Annotated in this window: 13 protein-coding genes; 8 read left to right on the top strand and 5 right to left on the bottom strand. The window is 66.7% G+C overall.

Features of this window, described 5'->3' with window-relative positions:
* Positions 1-83 precede the first annotated feature (83 nt).
* Positions 84-1,046, top strand: a complete 963-nt coding sequence (locus GOALK_RS12110) for an ABC transporter ATP-binding protein (protein WP_006359110.1) — start codon at positions 84-86, stop codon at positions 1,044-1,046.
* Positions 1,047-1,054: 8 nt separating this feature from the next.
* Complete coding sequence (locus GOALK_RS12115) at positions 1,055-2,647, top strand: ABC transporter permease (RefSeq protein WP_040004175.1); 1,593 nt, start codon at positions 1,055-1,057, stop codon at positions 2,645-2,647.
* Positions 2,648-2,746: 99 nt separating this feature from the next.
* Here the strand turns inward: GOALK_RS12115 and GOALK_RS12120 are convergent, their stop codons facing one another.
* From GOALK_RS12120 to GOALK_RS12130, 3 genes are all read right to left on the bottom strand, one after another.
* A complete protein-coding gene (locus GOALK_RS12120; protein ID WP_006359112.1) occupies positions 2,747-3,613 on the bottom strand; it encodes an LLM class F420-dependent oxidoreductase in 867 nt (288 codons plus the stop codon).
* A 49-nt stretch (positions 3,614-3,662) separates the two neighbouring features.
* Positions 3,663-4,553 (bottom strand): hypothetical protein, encoded by an 891-nt coding sequence (locus GOALK_RS12125; protein WP_006359113.1) that lies wholly within the window; start codon positions 4,551-4,553, stop codon positions 3,663-3,665.
* Between the two features lie 73 nt (positions 4,554-4,626).
* Positions 4,627-5,790, bottom strand: a complete 1,164-nt coding sequence (locus GOALK_RS12130; protein ID WP_006359114.1) for a beta-ketoacyl synthase N-terminal-like domain-containing protein — start codon at positions 5,788-5,790, stop codon at positions 4,627-4,629.
* A gap of 292 nt (positions 5,791-6,082) precedes the next feature.
* On the opposite strand from GOALK_RS12130, the gene GOALK_RS12135 reads away from it, so the two are divergent.
* From GOALK_RS12135 to GOALK_RS12150, 4 genes are all read left to right on the top strand, one after another.
* On the top strand, positions 6,083-8,479 hold the full coding sequence (locus tag GOALK_RS12135) for a sensor domain-containing protein (RefSeq protein ID WP_232283169.1): 2,397 nt from the start codon (positions 6,083-6,085) through the stop codon (positions 8,477-8,479).
* A gap of 177 nt (positions 8,480-8,656) precedes the next feature.
* A complete protein-coding gene (locus tag GOALK_RS12140) occupies positions 8,657-10,126 on the top strand; it encodes a sugar porter family MFS transporter (RefSeq protein WP_040004176.1) in 1,470 nt (489 codons plus the stop codon).
* Between the two features lie 18 nt (positions 10,127-10,144).
* A complete protein-coding gene (locus GOALK_RS12145; protein WP_006359118.1) occupies positions 10,145-11,158 on the top strand; it encodes a nitronate monooxygenase in 1,014 nt (337 codons plus the stop codon).
* A 164-nt stretch (positions 11,159-11,322) separates the two neighbouring features.
* Positions 11,323-14,784, top strand: coding sequence for a serine/threonine-protein kinase (locus tag GOALK_RS12150; RefSeq protein ID WP_006359119.1), 3,462 nt, complete (start codon positions 11,323-11,325; stop codon positions 14,782-14,784).
* Between the two features lie 50 nt (positions 14,785-14,834).
* Here GOALK_RS12150 and GOALK_RS12155 read toward each other — a convergent pair whose 3' ends face one another.
* Positions 14,835-15,593: an SDR family oxidoreductase gene (locus GOALK_RS12155; RefSeq protein WP_006359120.1), complete on the bottom strand. Its 759-nt coding sequence runs from the start codon at positions 15,591-15,593 to the stop codon at positions 14,835-14,837.
* Between the two features lie 102 nt (positions 15,594-15,695).
* Here GOALK_RS12155 and GOALK_RS12160 point away from each other — a divergent pair, with 102 nt between their 5' ends.
* Positions 15,696-16,547 carry a helix-turn-helix transcriptional regulator gene (locus tag GOALK_RS12160; RefSeq protein WP_006359121.1) on the top strand — a complete coding sequence of 284 codons (852 nt, stop codon included), beginning with the start codon at positions 15,696-15,698 and terminating at the stop codon, positions 16,545-16,547.
* Between the two features lie 3 nt (positions 16,548-16,550).
* Here the strand turns inward: GOALK_RS12160 and GOALK_RS12165 are convergent, their stop codons facing one another.
* On the bottom strand, positions 16,551-17,021 hold the full coding sequence (locus GOALK_RS12165) for a MarR family winged helix-turn-helix transcriptional regulator (protein WP_006359122.1): 471 nt from the start codon (positions 17,019-17,021) through the stop codon (positions 16,551-16,553).
* 127 nt (positions 17,022-17,148) lie between these two features.
* Here GOALK_RS12165 and GOALK_RS12170 point away from each other — a divergent pair, with 127 nt between their 5' ends.
* Entirely contained in the window at positions 17,149-17,613 is a 465-nt protein-coding gene (locus GOALK_RS12170) for a DoxX family protein (RefSeq protein WP_006359123.1), read from the top strand.
* The last annotated feature ends 35 nt before the right edge of the window (positions 17,614-17,648 follow it).

A 17,648-nucleotide genomic window follows, 5' to 3' on the forward strand; every position in this document is an offset into this window, starting at 1 on the left:
TAGCGGCAGTCGCTCACGTTTCGGGCCTACCTCACCGGCTGCTGTGCAACGCTTATGGCGATCGCCGAATCTGGAGGTTTGCCATGCCCACCGGAGTATCCGACGCCACCGGGCGGCCACCTGCTGATCTCGCCGTCGACGTCCGTAAGCTGCACAAGTCCTTCGGCAGTTTCGAGGCCCTTCGCGGACTCGATCTCGAGGTCCGCCGCGGTGAGGTCCACGGGTTCCTCGGCCCCAACGGTGCCGGCAAGTCGACGACGATCCGCGTCCTCCTGGGCTTGCTGCGTGCCAACGCGGGTGAGGTGCGACTGCTCGGCGGGGATCCGTGGCGCGACGTCGTCGAACTGCATCGCCGACTGGCGTATGTGCCCGGCGACGTCTCGCTGTGGCCGTCGATGACCGGCGGCGAGATGATCGATCTCCTCGGTTCGATGCGTGGTGGGCTCGATGAGGACCGACGCGCCGACCTCGTCGAACGTTTCGAGCTCGACACCGCCAAGCGTGGCCGCCAGTACTCGAAAGGCAACCGCCAGAAGGTGGCGATCGTCGCCGCCCTCGCGTCGGACGTCGAACTGCTCATCCTCGACGAGCCGACATCGGGCCTGGACCCGTTGATGGAGAACGTCTTCCAGGAGGTCGTCGGGGAGGCCAAGGCGCGTGGCACGACCGTCCTGCTGTCGAGTCACATCCTCGCCGAGGTCGAATCCCTCGCCGACCGTGTGAGCATCATCCGCGACGGCGTCATCGTCGAGACCGGCACGCTGACCGAGCTGCGCGGTCACACCCGGACCGCGGTGCGCGCCGAACTCGACACCGTCCCGGCCGCCGATCGGCTCACCGACTTCCACGATGTGGACGTCGACGGTCACCGTCTCAGCGCGACAGTCGATTCCGATCGGATCGGCGCGGCGATGGAGGTGTTGACGGCGAGCGGGCTGCGGTCACTCACCGTCGAACCACCTTCTCTCGAGAGTCTGTTCCTGCGGCTCTACGACAGCGACAGTGACGGGGTCCGCGTCTCCGACAACCCGGCGGCAGGGGAGTGACCAGCGCGATGGCGTCTTCCTCGACGGTCGGAACCCGACCACTGCTCCATGCCTCACTCCGTCACGAGGGCCGGTCTTTCGCGCCGTGGATTCTGCTACCCACCGCGTTGTCGGTGTCGTCGGTGCTCATCTATCCCTGGTTGTTCTCCGACGCGCTGGAACGTAAGGCGTTCGCGGCCACGATCGGGGCGAATCCGGCTCTGGGACTGATCTTCGGGCCCGCCTACGACCTGTCGACCACCGACGGGTTCAACGCGTGGCGCAGTCTCGCGCTCGGCGGGTTCATCGCCGCACTGGGCGCGATCTTCATCGTCGTCAAAGCCAGCCGCGGCCAAGAGGATTCGGGGCAGGCGGAACTGCTGGCCTCCGGCGTCTCGGGCCGGTCGTCGCGACTCCTGACGGCCGTGGTCATGGCGGTGATCTGTTCGGCCGCGATCGGCATCGTCTCGTGCGTGCTGACCGGATTGTGCGGAGGAGACTGGGCGTCCTCGGCGTTGCTCGCCGCCGGGTTCACGGTCTCCGGATGGATGTTCGCTGCCGTCGCCGCGGTCAGTTCGCAGATAGGGGCCGACGCCCGTGCGGCGACGACGATCTCGGTGTCGTTGCTCGGGATCCTGTTCGTCCTGCGAGGTTTCCTCTTCTCGATCAGCGCACCGGTGTGGACGTCGTGGATCAATCCGCTCGGCTGGATCGAGGAGACCCGGCCGGCATCGGGCAACCACTGGTGGCCGTTGCTCATCGGCGTCGCGTTCGCGGTCGTCGTCGCGGTCGTCGGTTTCGCATTGCAGTCGTCTCGCGATTTCGGTCAGGGTCTGATCCCGTCCCGTCCAGGGCCGCCGCGGGGGAGCGCCGGTACACCTCTGAGCCTGGCGATTCGTCTCAACCGCGCACCGATCGTGTCGTGGGCGGTGGCATTCCTCGGTCTCGGTGTCGTCTTCGGGTATTTCACCCGGTCGGTGAAGGACCTGCTGACGAGCAACCCGGCGATGGCGTCGATCTTCGCCTCCGGTGCCGCATCCCCGGCCGACCTGATCTCCGCGTTCGTCACCACCATCCTGAGCATCGTCGGCATCATCGTCTCGGTCGCCGGCGTGCAGATCGTCAACCGCGTGCGTACCGAGGAATTGGATGACCGAGCCGAGCCCGTGCTGGCGACGGCTGTCCACCGGCTCCGGTACCTCGCCACGAATGTCGGTGTCGCACTGCTGGCGACGGCGGCGTTCCTGATGATCGCTGGTGTCGTGGTGGGTGTCTTCGCGTCGACCGCGGATATCGGGATCACCTTCGGTGACGCCCTCCTGCAGGCGGTCGCAACCATCCCGGCAGCGTGGACGGTCATCGCTTTCGCGGTCGCCATACTCGGTGCCCGCCCGGCGGCCCGTCCGGCGATCTGGTTGGGCGTGCTCGTCTCGTTCGTGATGACGGTGCTTGGCCCCAGTTTCAAACTGCCCGACTGGGCGCTCGGTTTCAGTCCGTTCCACCATGTACCCGACGTCGTCGTCACCGACCCCGACGGGTGGGGGCTGGTGTGGATCGGCCTCGTCGCTCTCGGATTTCTTGCGATCGGTTTCGTCGGGTTCCGACGACGCGACATCCCGTGAGGTCGCTCAGATCCGTATGACGTTGAACCCGGAATCCGGGTTCAACGTCATACGGAAGATTCGGGTGGCCGACTAGTCACGCACGATCGCGCAACGTGATCAGTTCTGTCCGAGGGCCGCCGCGAGGCGACGCCACTGCTCGCGCGGGAAACCGCGGTGATCCTTCTGCAGGACCTGGACACACACGTGATCGGCGCCGGCAGATCGGTGCTCGTCGATGCGGGACAGGATCGCCGACTCGTCACCCCAGACGATCAGCGCGTCGAACAGCCGGTCGCTGACCGTGGTGAGGTCCTCGTCGGTGAAGCCGAGGCGACGAAGGTTGTTGGCGTAGTTCGGCATGGCGAGGTAGCCCGTGAGCCACTTGGTGCCGATCGACTGTGCCTCGTCACGGTCCGCGGCGAAGATGGCGGTCTGCTCGGGCGCGAGGAGCGGCTCGGTGCCGAGGGTCTCACGGGCGGTCGCGGTGTGGTCCGGCGTCACCAGGTAGGGATGCGCACCGAGAGTCCGGTCAGCGGCCAGACCGAGCATCTTCGGCCCGAGGGCCGCGAGAACCCGGCTGTCGGCCGGGACCGGCTGCGGCGCCGAATCGAGTCCGTCGAGGAAGGCGCGAGTGGTCGCGAGCGGCTTCCGGTAGCGACCGGCCTCCTGCGCGTCGATCAGCGGCGCGTGGCTTATGCCCAGCCCGAGCAGGAAGCGTGAACCGAACTCGTCGGCGAAACTCGCGTGCGCAGCCGCGACGTCGTGCGGCTCGTGCATCCACATGTTGAGGATGCCCGTCGCGACCACGGTCTTCTTGGTGGCACCGAGCAGGTTGCGCACCGAATCGAGAACCGGGCCACCGACGTCGGGGATCCACAGGGCGGTGAAGCCCAGCTCGTCGAGCTCGGCCGCAGCTTCCGCGGCCTCCCCGGCGTCTCCGTACCGTAGTGGCGAACTCCAGATTCCTACCCCGTCTAAATTCATGCTCCCGACACTACCGACGACGTTCGGCGTCGGAGCTCGAGTACCGGGTCTATGTCCCCTTCGATGCTTCGGGCACGGTGGGTGCCAGGCGGGCGTCGAACGCAGCTGTCAGCTGGTGGAAGACCCTGATGCCGACCGCGCCGACGACGATGACGACGATCCCGACGGCCGTGCTGAACTCATCGGTGAGCAGCCCTGCGATCCCGATCGCCAGGACGAAGATCGGGATCCAGTCGAACAGATGGAGCACGCTCTGCGGTTTCTCATCGGTGTCCCATCCCTCACGGGCAGCGGCACGATAGGTGGCGAAGTCGGGATAGAACTCGGTGAAGGCGATGGCGAAGACGGTGCCGCCGATCTGGATGATCCAGCCGGTCCAGAAATTGTTCGGATCATCGAGAACGAGGTCACCGACAGCGCCGGAAATCGCGGCCACGCCGAAGCCGACGACCCAGGCCCAGGTGATGACGTAGTTGATCCGGAGAAACAGCGGGCTGTCCCAGACCTCTTCGTCGGTGGACTCCCGCGCGTACTGGAGGGTGAACGGTTGGCGGATCAGGATCGAGCCCAGGGCGAAGGCGACCAACGCGATGTTGGTCATCTCGCCGCCCCACTTCTCCAACCAGTCGATGATGCTTTCCGAGGCAAAGAGAGCCAGGGCGGCCATCGTCCCGAAGTAGGCGACGTCGAAGACCTCGAGGAGCTTGATCTTCGAGCCGCGCCGGTGCCCGCCCACCACGAGGAGCAGTGACAGGACGAATGCCGATGCCGCGGCTTCCTCGAAGCGACCCGGACCGGTGAGCAGCGCCATCAGGATCCATGGCGACATCCCTGCGAAGGGGGAGTTCAGGAATGCGGTGAGGACGCGCCGCGCCCCCGTCGTCTGCACTGTGCTCACCGTCGGCTGATCGGCCGCCGGTTTGTCCGGCGAGTTGGTCATGCCTGAATTGTGCGGCTTCGCTGCGGTTTTCCGCAGGAAACTCGGTAGATCCGCGGAACATCGTCGCGCTCGATCAGCTCTGGGGCGCGATCACCACCGCCGAATTGTGGCCGCCCATGCCCAGCGAGGTCTTCAGTGTGGGTCCCGCTGCAAGCGGCGTGAGGCCGTCGAGGAGTTGCGGGACACCCTCGGCCACCTGCGGTGTCGCCGGGACCTGGCCGCGGTCGTATCCGAGAATCGACGCGGCCAACTCGACCGCACCCGCCGCACCCTGGCAGTGCCCGGCAAGGGGTTTGACGGAGAACACCTCGCTGTTGGGCAGCATCGTCTCGGCGATTGTCGCCTCGGCGCGGTCACACTGCCGGGTACCGGGACCGTGTGCGTTGAGGTACCGGATCTCGTCACCGGCGACACCGGCGGTCGAGAGGGCCTGTTCCACGCAGCCCACCACATTGGTGAGCTGGGGATCGATCGACGTGACGTGATAGGCGTCGTGGGACATGGCCCCGCCCAACACATCTGCGTAACCGTCGGTCTCGGCGTTGGTCATCGTGAACGCGATGGCCGCTTCGCCGAAGGTGAAGCCCCGGCTGCCTTCCTGGAACGGACGGCAGGCGTCGAGTGCGTCGGTGTCGGTGATGGCGACGCCGAGTTGAACGAACATCCCGACCACCTCCGGCTTGGCCGACAGATCCGTTGCGACGACGAGGACGTCGTCGACGAGATCGGCGTCGAGCCACGACTTCGCGGTAACGATCGCCGCCGAACCCGAGGTGCACATCGCCGACACGTTCAACGCCGGACCGTGAAAGCCGTACTCCTGCATCAGCAACGACACCGGCGTGGACGGTGTCACCGACAGATACTGCCGACCGGTGTACTGCCCGACGCCGGAAGTCACCATCGGATACATCTCGAGATCACCGAGCACACACGCATGAACCAAACCGACACGCGAACCCGGGCGCCAACCGCGTTCGGTCGCATCCTCGATGGCCTCCCGCGCCGCACTTCGCATCGCACGCGCGAAGCGGGTGCTCCCGTCGGCCTGGTCGCCGCCCTCCGGCACGCGCACGATCCACCCCGGACCGCCGTCGTCTCCGGAACCGAATCCGAAACCCTCGTGCAATGCGGCCGCCGATTTGCCGGAGATGAGGCCACTCCACAGCGCCTCTCGCCCCCAGCCGTATCCGGTCACGGCCCCCACACCCGAAATAGTCGATCGCTGATTCGTCATTGGTGAATCCTCTTCATGGATTTGGAATTGTCGGCAGTTCTGCCAGGTGATCCGACCGAACGCCACCTCAAGAATCCCCCGGAAAGCGGCATTCGACTCATTTCGCGACGGGCGGGGTCGCCAATTCGACTTTCGCACGACTCGGCGGCGTTTTAGCCCACCCCGCGCCCCCTTTTTGGGGGATCATGTACACCGGGGGTCGGAACAGGGCGGGGGAGGGACTGACGCAGTGCCGGAATCGACGCCTACGGACGGTGGCCACAGCGATCTCGTCGCACCTCATGCCGAGCCCATGACCCGATCCAGCGACGCTGCGGTGGCCGAACGCTATCGTCTCCTCCTCGAACTGAGCCCGGACGCGATCGCCGTGCACCAGCACGGCGTCATCGTGTACGTGAACTCGGCCGCGCTCGACTTCGCCAGGGTCACCGACCGGGACGAGATGCTCGGCCGCCCGATCACCGACTTCGTCCACCCCGATGAACTCCCCCAGATGATCGAGCGGATCGTCAGCATGGGCGACGAAGCCGGTGCGGCGACGTACCCGGAAGAAGTCGTGATGGTCGACGCCCACGGGGTGTCGCGACCGATGGAGGTCACCTCCGTACGCACCGTCTGGCACGACGAACCCGCATACCAGGTGATCTTGCGGGACATCACCGCGCAGAAGGCCATCGAGGCGGCGCTTCGACGGCAGGCGGCACTGCTCGACCATGTCAGCAACGCCGTGATCGCCGTCGACCGGAACATGACGGTGCGGTCGTGGAATCCGGCGGCCGAGCAGATGTACGGCATCACCGCCGGCGACGCCGTGGGGCGCGAGCTGGGTTCGGTCACCGGCGGCGATCTCGACGTCGAGGCCGCCGTGGCCCTGGGCGGCACCGTCGACCAGCTTCACCGCCGCGCCGACAACGACCGGACATTCCTCGCCCACATCTCGGTGACATCGATGGACGACGGCTTCCTGATCGTCGCCGAACCCACCCGCAGACCGCTGATCGAACGCCTGGGCACCATCCTCGCCGCCCTCCACCAGGCGGTCATCGTGGTGCGGGCGGACGGCGGGATCGAACTCGCGAATCCCGCCGCCGCGACCATGCTCGGCCCGCACGGCGTTCCCGGTTCGTTCGTTCACGATCTGCCGCTCGACTTCGTCGGCGGAGAGTCACCGATCGTCCGCTGCCTGAGGACGCGGACCGCGATCACCGACGCCACGGCGACGATCAGCACACCGGGCGGCGAACGGTGGTTGTCGTGCAGCTGCCGACCGATCGACGACGACACCGCGGAAGCGGTCGTGCTGGTGTCCTTCGCCGACATCACCGAGCGCTACCGCGAACGCACCCGGCTCGCGTGGGACGCGGTCCACGATCCGCTGACCCGGCTGTACAACCGGGCGGGGATCCTCAACGAGATCGAGTCACACCTGAATGCACTCGCCGAACACGAAACGGGTTGCGTGGCGATCTATTACATCGATCTCGACAACTTCAAACTGGTCAACGACTCGCTCGGTCACGCCGTCGGCGACGAGGTGTTGCACACCGTCGCCCAACGGCTCGCGGGTGCGACGCCCCGGGAGGGCGCGGTCGGCCGGATCGGGGGAGACGAGTTCGTCCTGGTCACCACCCACACCGGAGCGAACACGCCCGCGGAGATCGAGCGCCGGATCGAGTCGATACGCGCCGCGATCCGGCCGCCGTTGAGTGTGACCGACCGCAGCGAACCCCTGACGGTGCGGGTGAGCATCGGCGTCGCCACCGTGGCGGCCGGCGACCGCTACACCCCGACAGACCTCCTTCGCGACGCGGATATCGCTCTGTATCAGGCGCGCAGGGTATCTCGAGAACCCTATGTCCAATTTCGGACACATCACCGAGAGGAGCTGCAGCGCCGCCAACGCATCGAGGAGGAGCTCCGTCGCGCACTGACCGCCGACCCTTCCCAGCTGGAGATCCACTATCAGCCGATCGTGTCCACCGATAGCGGAACACTCGTCGCACTCGAAGCCCTCCTGCGGTGGAACCACCCCGAACTCGGTTCGATCCCTCCGACCGAGTTCATCCCTCTGGCAGAGCAATCCACGCTCATCGACAAGGTCGGCGCCCACGTCCTGGCCACGGCCTGCGCCGAGGTGGCCGGAACACCTCAGTTGCAGCAGGTCATGTTGTGCGTCAACGTATCCCGACGCGAACTCACCAACGGGAAGTTTCTACGCCGTCTCCGTGAGACGTGTGAGCAGACCGGCATGAATCCTCGCTCCCTCTGCCTCGAGATCACCGAGAGCGCACTCGCGCCGCTGGAGAGCGACCTGTTGAACCTGCTTCGCGACATCCGGACCCTCGGCGTCAGCATCTCGCTCGACGACTTCGGCACCGGCGCTTCCTCGCTCAGTGAGCTCTACCGACTGCCGGTGGGCATCCTGAAGACGGCCAAGGCCTTTGTCGACGCCCTCGGGGAGAACCCGAACGCCCGTACGATCCTCGCGGGCATCGTCGACGTCGCACACGCGGTGGGTGTCCGCGTGATCGCCGAGGGTGTCGAGACCCCTACCCAGGCAGCCACGATCGCGGCCGTCGGGTGCGATTTCGCGCAGGGGTATCACTATGGACGGCCGAAACCGCTCGCCGAGATCGTGGCCGGGAATTTGGCGATCTCGACCACGACCGCAACGCAGCCCGACGCCTGACCAGTCGATTCAGACCAGATCGATACCGACGCGTGTTCGGATGTGCGCCGCCTGACCTCACCCCGCGAGTAGATTGGGCGCGAAAACGTCGGAGACGACGACCATGCAACCGGACAGCGAGGTCACGGACATGCCCCAGGATTCGTGCTGCACCACACCGGCGATCGGGGTCATGTGATGGCCGACGCGCAACAACGCGAGATCGCCGAACAACACACCGCGAAGGTCATCGGCGTCACCGTCGCCGCGGCCGTCGGTGGTTTCCTCTTCGGTTTCGACAGTTCCGTGGTCAACGGCGCCGTCGACTCGATCGAATCGAATTTCGGTCTGGGCAAACTGATGACGGGTTTTGCCGTCGCGATCGCCCTGCTGGGCTGTGCACTCGGCGCATGGTTCGCCGGACGACTGGCCGACGTCTGGGGCCGCAAGCGGGTGATGTTGCTCGGCTCCGCACTGTTCATCATCTCGGCGATCGGGACCGCCTACACGCAGACGATCCCGGACCTGCTGCTCTGGCGCGTCCTCGGCGGAATCGGCATCGGCATCGCGTCGGTGATCGCTCCGGCATACATCTCCGAGATCGCACCCGCCCGCTATCGCGGCGCGCTCGCCTCGATGCAGCAGCTCGCCATCACCATGGGCATCTTCGCCGCTCTGCTGTCGGACGCCATCCTGGCCGACACCGCCGGCAGCGCATCGAACGACCTCTGGTGGGGTCTGGAAGCCTGGCGATGGATGTTCCTCGTTGGCGTGGTGCCCGCCGTCGTCTACGGCGTGCTCGCGTTGCTGATCCCCGAATCGCCGCGATACCTGGTGGGCCGCAACCGCGATGAGGAAGCCGCACGCATCCTCCAGACGGTGACCGGAGAGAACAACCCGCTCGACCGGGTCAAGGAGATCAAGCTCACCGTCAAGCGCGAGTCCAAGACGTCGATCAAGGACATCACCGGGCCGTCGTTCGGGCTTCATCCGCTGGTGTGGGTCGGCATCTGGCTCGCGGTCTTCCAGCAGTTCGTCGGCATCAACGCGATCTTCTACTACTCGACGACGCTGTGGCAGTCGGTGGGATTCTCCGAGAGCGACTCGTTCAAGACGTCGGTGATCACGGCGGTCATCAACGTCGCCATGACCTTCGTGGCGATCCTGTTCGTCGACCGAATCGGTCGTCGGAAGCTGCTGCTGGCCGGGTCCGTGGGCATGTTCATCGGCCTGCTGATGGCGTGCGTCGCGTTCACCCAGCAGATCGGTGAGGGTGAGAACATCTCGCTGCCGGACCCGTGGGGTGTGATCGCACTGGTCGGCGCGAACCTGTTCGTCGTCGCGTTCGCCGCGACCTGGGGTCCGGTGATGTGGGTGATGCTGGGGGAGATGTTCCCGAACCGCATCCGTGGTGTCGCGCTCGGCGTCTGTACCGCGGTGAACTGGCTCGCCAACTTCACCATCTCGATGCTGTTCCCGCCGATGACCGAGGCCGTCGGACTCGGAATCATCTACGGGTTCTTCGCCTTCTGCGCCGCCGCGTCCTTCATCTACGTCTTCAAGAAGGTCGAGGAGACCAAGGGGCTGGAACTCGAGGACATGGATTCGGTGGCCGAGTCCCGTCTGTCCCGGGTCACCGCTGCCCGCGGAACGCGCGAACAGGCATGACGACAGGAGCATCGGCCCGTGGCTGACCTTCGTGACCTCGCGGTGCCGGTCGTCGGGGCGCCGATGGCCGGCGGGCCGACCACGCCTGAGCTCGTGGTCGCCGTCAGCACCGCCGGCGGGCTCGGCCAATTGGCCGCCGGTTATCTTTCGCCCGAGCGCGTCGCGGCGGACATCGCCGCCGTACGCGCCGGCGGCGTCGACACCTTCGGGGTCAACATCTTCGTCCCCGAAACCGAGCCGGTGGACCGGGACGCCGTGGCCCGTTACCGCGACCGTCTGCTCGACTACGCCGCCTCGCTCGACGTGGAGTTGCCCACCATCGAGGAGCTCGGGGATGACGACGACCACTTCGACGCCAAGATCGCGCTGATGTGCGACGAGCGAATCCCGTTCGTCTCCTTCGCCTTCGGCTGCCCACCGGCGGACGCGGTCGCCGAACTACGACGACACGGATGCAGCGTCGGGGTCACGGTCACCACCGCAGACGACGCGGTTCTCGCCGCCGACGCCGGAGCCGACTGGCTCTGCGCGCAGGGACCCGACGCCGGCGGCCATCGATCTGTCTTCGACCGCCGGACCGAACCACCCACCCAGCCCCTCGACGACCTCGTCGAGGAGGTTCGTGCCCGCGTCGCAGTTCCGCTGGTGGCGGCCGGGGGAGTCGCGACCCGCGATCGAGCCGACCGGCTGCGGTCATCCGGGGCGGCCGCCGTCCAGGTGGGCACGCTGCTACTGCGTACCCGGGAGGCCGGCACCAAGCCGGCACACGCCGACGCCCTGGCCGATCCGGCGCGTACCGAGACTGTGGTGACCCGAGCGTTCAGCGGACGTTCCGCGCGAGCGCTGCGAAACCGCTTCACCGACGAGTTCTCCGAGGCCGCGGTCGCCGAGTACCCGGCGGTCAACAAGCTCACCGGCGGCATCCGACGCGCAGCCGCCACCGATCCCGACGGCATCAACCTCTGGGCCGGGACCGGATTCCGCGAAGCCGTCGTCGAGTCCGCGACGGAAACGATCCGCCGTCTAGGCTGATCCATGTCGCGCCCGCCGCCGCGCCGTGGCGCCTAGACTCGTGGCACGACCCGAGGGGACGCCATGAGCGAGCCTGCGATGCAACAGTGGCCGGAACCGGACTCCGAAAGTCCAGCCGACCGACCGCGATCGACGATGCCACGATCTGACCTCTAGAACGCTCGATGGCCCGCCGGACAGTCACGAAGTCCCCCGATCCCCCTGCCCGGGAGATCGCGGAAGATCTGAGCGCGGCCGGTTTCACCGACGCCCGGATCGCGGGTCGTGGCGGCTTCGGAGTCGTCTATCGGTGCCGACAGCCCGCGCTCGACCGTGAGGTGGCGGTCAAGGTGCTGCGGACCGGTGGCGACGAGACCGATCGAGTGCGGTTCCTCCGCGAACAGCAGGCGATGGGACGCCTGTCGGGTCACCCCAACATCGTCCACATCCTCGAGGCGGGCGTTACGCGATCGGGATTCCCGTTCATCGTCATGCCTTTTCACGTCCGCGGATCGCTCGACACCCGACTCCGGCGACAGGGACGCTGCGATGTAGCCGACGTCATCGACCTGGGTATCAAGATGGCCGGGGCCCTGGAGACCTCGCACCGAGCCGACGTCCTGCACCGGGACCTCAAACCCTCGAACATCCTGCTCACCGAGTACGGGCAACCACAGCTGACGGACTTCGGCATCGCCCGCCTCGCCGATCGGGACGACACCAGCCGCGGGCTGGTCCTCGGAACCCCCGCCTACACCGCAGCGGAGGTGCTGCGGGGCGACTCGCCGTCGGTGGCCTCGGACGTGTACGGACTCGGCGCCACTCTGTACGCGGCGCTTGCCGGTCGACCGGCGTACGGACGCCGCAAGAACGAGGACCTGGTCGCCCAGCTCTTGCGGATCACCACCGATCCGCTCCCGGACCTGCGCGTACAGGGTGTGGCGGAGCCCGTGTGGACCGTCATCGCGCGGTCGGTGTCCCGCACACCGGCGGACCGCTATGCAACCGCACTCGAGTTCGGCGAGGCACTGCGGCGCGCCGGCCTCGAACTCGGCCTCCCCGTTGCCGACGTGCCCGTTCCGCTCCTCGCCGGCATCGACGGTCCTACGCGCACCGACGCCGACTCGTCCATCGACACCTCGGGGTATCTCCATCTGGGCACGCCCGGCAACGGATCGGATGCCGGGTGCCCTCCCGTCGTCGCCACCAGATACCGGCCACCGGTCATGGCCCACGCCACGGTTCCGCGCATCCGACTGCTCGAGCGACTCGCCACCGACAACCGAACCCGCCTGATCCTGATCCACGGACCCGCCGGGTACGGGAAGACCGTTCTGGCCATCCAGTACGTCCAGGCGGCCGAGGCCTCCGGCGGCAAGACCGCGTGGTTGGCGATCGACGAGGACGACAACACCCCCGCGTGGTTCCTGTCCCACCTCGTCGACGCCATCAGCGTGACACTTCCCGGCCTCGGGACCGAGCTCACCCGCACCTTGGAGGAGTACGGCGAGGGCGCCGAGCGATACGTGCTGACCACGCTGATCAATCGAGCCCACACAACCGACGAGCACATCCGGGTCGTGCTCGACGACTGGCACCGGATCACCAACCCGGCGAGCCGGGCGATCGCGCGGTTCCTGATCGACAACGGCTGCCATCACCTGCAGCTCGTCGTCACCAGCCGGACTCGTCTGCATCTGCCGCTCAGTCGCCTCCGGGTGAAGCACGAACTGATCGAAATAGACTCTACGGCATTGCGTTTCGACATCGACGAGTCGCGGGAACTACTCATCGGGGGCACCGGGTTGTCGATCGACGACACCGATGTCGCCGAGCTGGAGGAGACCACCGACGGGTGGGTGGCGGCCCTGCAACTGGCGTCGCTGGCGCTTCGCGAGCACGATGATCCCCGCGCCGCCATTCGTCAGTTCTCGGCGAATCACCGCGAGCTGGGGGACTACCTCGCCGAGAACGTCCTCGACAGTCTCGACCCGGATCTGCTCGACTTCCTGCTGGCGACGTCGGTCGGTGAGCGCATCTGCGCATCTCTCGCGACCGCGTTGACCGGTCGACGACGCGCGCAGAGCGTGCTCGAGGACATCGAGGAACGCGATTTGTTCCTCACCAGGCTCGACCCCGAAGGACAGTGGTTCCGCTATCACCACCTGTTTGCCGAGTTCCTGCGTCGCCGGCTCGAGAAGCAGGAGCCGGACCGCTGCGACGAGCTCCATCGGCGGGCTGCCAGGTGGTTCGCCGAACGGCGCATGTTCAGTGCAGCCGTCGACCACCATCTCGCTGCCGGCGACGAATCCGAGGCGATCGAACTGGTCGAACGCGAGGGCTACGACATGCTCGAGCAGTCCAAGATGATCACCGTGCTCGGCCTCGCCGCGAAGCTCCCGCTCACGGCCCGTAGGCAGCGGCCCGACCTGCAACTGATGATCGCCTGGGCTCACGCGCTCCTGCACCACCGGGCGCCGGCCAACGCAGCACTGGCCTACATCGACGCAGCCCTACCGCCCGGGCCCGACACAGACGAAGACGTCGCCGACATACGCGCGGAGACGGCACTCATCCGTGCTGCGATGACCGTTCTCGACGACCAACTCGACGGCATCGACGAAGCCGTCGAGGCGTGCGTGGTGCGCGCCGACAACCTCCGCCCGTGGGTTCTGTCCGGTGTCGCCGCCATTGGATCGTTCCGCGAGGTCCAGCGGTTCGCCTACGACGAGGCACGAGACTGGCAGCGTTGGGCGCGTCCGCACCATCGGCGGACGAAAGGGCCGTTCAGCGTCATCTACGGATACATCCTCGACGGCGTGGCGACGCGGGAACAGCTCGATTTCGACTCTGCCGAGGCGGCGTTCCGGCACGCGATGAGCCTTGCCCGCGCCTCCGACGAGGACCGGTCCTACGGGTCTCGCCTCAGCGGCGCACTACTCGGGGAGTTGCTCTACGAGCGCGGTCAGGTCGAGGAGGCAGTGCAGCTCCTCGACGACACCTACAACCTGGGCGCCGAGGGTGGCATCGTGGAGATCATGCTTGCCACCCATGTCGTCGGCGCACGCGCGAAACACGCTCTCGGACAGGATGATCAGGCTGCCGAACGCCTGGACACCGGGGATCGGCTCGCACAGGCGCTGCACCTGCCGCGGATGGCGGCGCACATCACCGCCGAGCGCCTCCGTTCCGGAATCGGCGCGTCGGCGCTGTCCGCGGACTCGTTTCCGGCCGAGATGCCACACGACTTTCCCGACGGGATCGTCCAGGTCACCGCCGAGAAGACCGAGGAGGCTGCCATCCGGGCACTGCTGGCCGTCGGCGCCGACGACGCCCACCGCGCCGCGTGCCGCCGCGCACACGCCCTCACCGCGTCGATCGACACGAAGGCCCGACCCAGAGCGGCACTCAAGGCCCGACTGTTGCTGACCGAATGCGTCGCCGCGAGTGGATCTGCTTCTGAGGCGGAAGAACTCCTGCTTCCGATCCTCGATCGTTGTGCGCGTCTGGGTCTCGTGCAACCCGTGCTCGACGCGGGACCCGCTGTGCGACAGCTCGTCCGTAGACTCGGCACGACCGGCCGCGGGGACGTCGATCCGGCGGTGGTTCCGTTCCTGGAAAGATTGCACGCGCCTCGTGCGGAGTGATCGGCCGACACTGCCCGTGCCGGTGGCAGTACGGATCGCGCGGGACGAGTTCAGTGCGGGTCAAGCCGATTGAGCGTTGCGACGACCTCGGCGTAGTCCCCTCGGGACTCGGCATGACGTAGGAACTTCACCCGGTCGACCTGAATCTCGGTGGCGTCCGGCTGCGTGTCGATGAGTTCGATGACCTCGGTCACGAAATCGTCGAGGGGCATGGCGAACTCGCTGTCGCGCTGTCCCGGCATCAAATCCGTGCGGACCGCGGGCGGTACGAGCTCGACGATCTCGACCGTGGTTCCGTCGAACTGCAGTCGGAGAGACTCGCTGAGCATGTGGATGGCCGCCTTGGTGGCGTTGTACGTCGGCGTGACGCGCAGCGGGGTGAACGCCAGACCCGACGATACCGTCATGATCGTGGCGTGCGGACGTGTCTGCAGATGCTCGATGAAGGCGCCGATCAGCCGGATCGGCCCGAGTAGGTTCGTCGTCACGGTGGCCTCCGCGGTCGCGAGGAATCCGGCGGGGGAGGTCCAGTCCTCGACCCGCATGATGCCGGCCATCGTGACCAGGACGTTGAGGTCAGGATGTTCGGCGATGACCGAAGCGGCCGCGGCGTCGATGCTGCCGGGGTCGGCGGTGTCGATGGCCACGGTGTGGATGTCGGGATGTTCGGTACGGATCTGTTCGAGGAGTTCGGTGCGCCGACCGCCGACGATGACGGTGTTGCCCTTCTGTTGGAGGCGGAGTGCCAGAGCGAGTCCGATGCCGCTGGTGGCGCCGGGGATGAAGATGGTGTTTCCGGTGATGTTCATGCATTCGAGTGTTCGTCGGAGCCGGCCGGACATCCAGAGTGCGCTCATCGGGGGATCGGCGATCCCTGGCTGAGGCGTCGGCGTGCGCGCGATACTGCACCGATGGATCGTGACGCGCTCGCCGGCTTCCTCGTCAGTCGGCGGAACAACCTCCAGCCTTCGGATGTGGGGCTGGTGACCGGTGCGCGGCGTCGGACCGCGGGCCTGCGGCGCGAAGAGATCGCGCAGCTCGCGACGATGTCGACCGACTATTACACCCGTTTGGAACAGCGTCGTGGGCCACAACCGAGTACCCAGATGCTCGCGGCGCTGGCTCGTGCCCTGCGGTTGACGCCGGACGAACGCGACTACATGTATCGCGTCGCCGGGCACAGTGCTCCCGATCGCGTCGTCGGTTCCGACTACATCGCCCCCGGTCTGCTCCGAGTTCTCGACCGCCTCACCGGCACCCCGGCGCTGATCCTCTCCGCGCTGGGCGAGACGCTGGTTCAGAACGATTCGGCCCGAGCCCTGTTCGGCGATGTCAGCCACCTGACCGGTTTCGAGCGCAGCGCCATCTACCGGTGGTTCACCCAACCCGATGTCGAGCGGCGCCGCTACCCGGAGGACGATCACGACCGCCAGAGCCGCGCGCAGGTCGCGTCATTGCGAGCGGCCTACGGCGTGATGGGAGCGCGATCGCGCGCGGGGGAGATGGTGCGCGAACTGTGCCGCCGGAGTGAGGAATTCGCCGCGCTGTGGGAGACACACCTGGTCAGTCGGCGATTCGAGGACCACAAGACCCTCATCCATCCCGAGCTGGGACACATCGAGGTCGACTGCCAGGCTCTGTTCACCGAGGACGAGGCCCAGGTACTTCTCGTCCTCACCGCCGCTCCGCGAACCGATGCCGCGGAGAAGATCGAACTGCTCAACGTCCTGGGGACGCAGCAGTTGAATCCGAGTCGCGAATGACCCTCAGCGCGAACCGGACTCGGTGTCGTTGATCCGCCGTCCGATCGCCGACACCTGCCGTAGTTGGGTGCGGGTCAGACGGTCGACGACCAGCCGCCGCACATTGGCGACATAGCCGGGTGCCGTGGCCACCACTTTCTCCCATCCCGCCGCTGTCAGCACGGCGTTGGTGAAGCGTCCGTCCTCCGGACACTGGTAGCGGCGGACCCATTCGCGCTTCTCCAGCCGGCTCACCACATGGGAGAGCCGTGAGAGGGAGCCGTAGGACATCTCGGCGAGCTCGCTCATCCGTAATGTGTGATCGGGCGCCTCGGAAAGCGCAGCGAGGACCTCGTATTCGAAGTGGGTGAGCTGCGCGTCGCGGAGCAGCTGTGCGTCGAGGGCATGGGGGAGCCGGGCCAGCGCCGTGGCCACCTGGATCCAGGCGTCCATCTCCTCGTCGTCGAGCCACTCGGGCTCTTGCTCTCCGGACACCCGGGCAGTCTATCGGATCGATTCACTTGAAGCTTCACTTGAAGCTTCACTTGACTCTTCAACTCAATCCACTTAGGTTGTTCAATTGACACGTCAAGTCATCCCTCTCGAATCCAAGGCGGTTTCCATGTCCAATCCCATCGTCCGTAGCGTGGGAATCCTCCTCGCACGCATCGCGATCGGCGTCGTGTTCCTGGCCCACGGCCTGCAGAAGTTCCAGCAGAACGGCTGGGCCGGACCCAAGGCCGGGTTCGAGATGATGGACGTTCCACTGCCTGCGGTCTCGGCGTTCCTGGTCACCTGGCTCGAGATCCTGGGCGGCATCGCACTGATCGTCGGCGCATTCACCCCGGTCGTCGCGATCCTCTTCGTCATCGACATGCTGGGCGCGGTGTTCATCACCCACATCGACAACGGTCTCTGGGCGTCCGACGGCGGCTACGAGTTCGTCCTGACCCTCGGCGCCGGCGCGCTCCTCCTCGCGGTCGTAGGCGCAGGCCGTTTCAGCGTCGACGCGGCTCTGGGTACCAAGCTGCCCTGGCTCGCCGTCGACAGCGGTCGACCGGCGGCGACGGTCGGCTCCGCCAACTGACCCCACGCACACCCGATTTCGGACCCGCAGCCCAC

It is taken from the genome of Gordonia alkanivorans NBRC 16433 (assembly GCF_000225505.1).
Taxonomy (GTDB): domain Bacteria; phylum Actinomycetota; class Actinomycetes; order Mycobacteriales; family Mycobacteriaceae; genus Gordonia; species Gordonia alkanivorans.

What these genes read in the sequence shown, in the direction of transcription:
- GOALK_RS12135 (WP_232283169.1), top strand. Translation starts at nt 6,083, where the DNA reads ATGACCCGATCCAGCGACGCTGCGGTGGCCGAACGCTATCGTCTCCTC.
- GOALK_RS12140 (WP_040004176.1), top strand. Translation starts at nt 8,657, where the DNA reads ATGGCCGACGCGCAACAACGCGAGATCGCCGAACAACACACCGCGAAG.
- GOALK_RS12125 (WP_006359113.1), bottom strand. Translation starts at nt 4,553, where the DNA reads ATGACCAACTCGCCGGACAAACCGGCGGCCGATCAGCCGACGGTGAGC.
- GOALK_RS12115 (WP_040004175.1), top strand. Translation starts at nt 1,055, where the DNA reads ATGGCGTCTTCCTCGACGGTCGGAACCCGACCACTGCTCCATGCCTCA.
- GOALK_RS12160 (WP_006359121.1), top strand. Translation starts at nt 15,696, where the DNA reads ATGGATCGTGACGCGCTCGCCGGCTTCCTCGTCAGTCGGCGGAACAAC.
- GOALK_RS12130 (WP_006359114.1), bottom strand. Translation starts at nt 5,790, where the DNA reads ATGACGAATCAGCGATCGACTATTTCGGGTGTGGGGGCCGTGACCGGA.
- GOALK_RS12120 (WP_006359112.1), bottom strand. Translation starts at nt 3,613, where the DNA reads ATGAATTTAGACGGGGTAGGAATCTGGAGTTCGCCACTACGGTACGGA.
- GOALK_RS12170 (WP_006359123.1), top strand. Translation starts at nt 17,149, where the DNA reads ATGTCCAATCCCATCGTCCGTAGCGTGGGAATCCTCCTCGCACGCATC.
- GOALK_RS12110 (WP_006359110.1), top strand. Translation starts at nt 84, where the DNA reads ATGCCCACCGGAGTATCCGACGCCACCGGGCGGCCACCTGCTGATCTC.
- GOALK_RS12155 (WP_006359120.1), bottom strand. Translation starts at nt 15,593, where the DNA reads ATGAACATCACCGGAAACACCATCTTCATCCCCGGCGCCACCAGCGGC.
- GOALK_RS12150 (WP_006359119.1), top strand. Translation starts at nt 11,323, where the DNA reads ATGGCCCGCCGGACAGTCACGAAGTCCCCCGATCCCCCTGCCCGGGAG.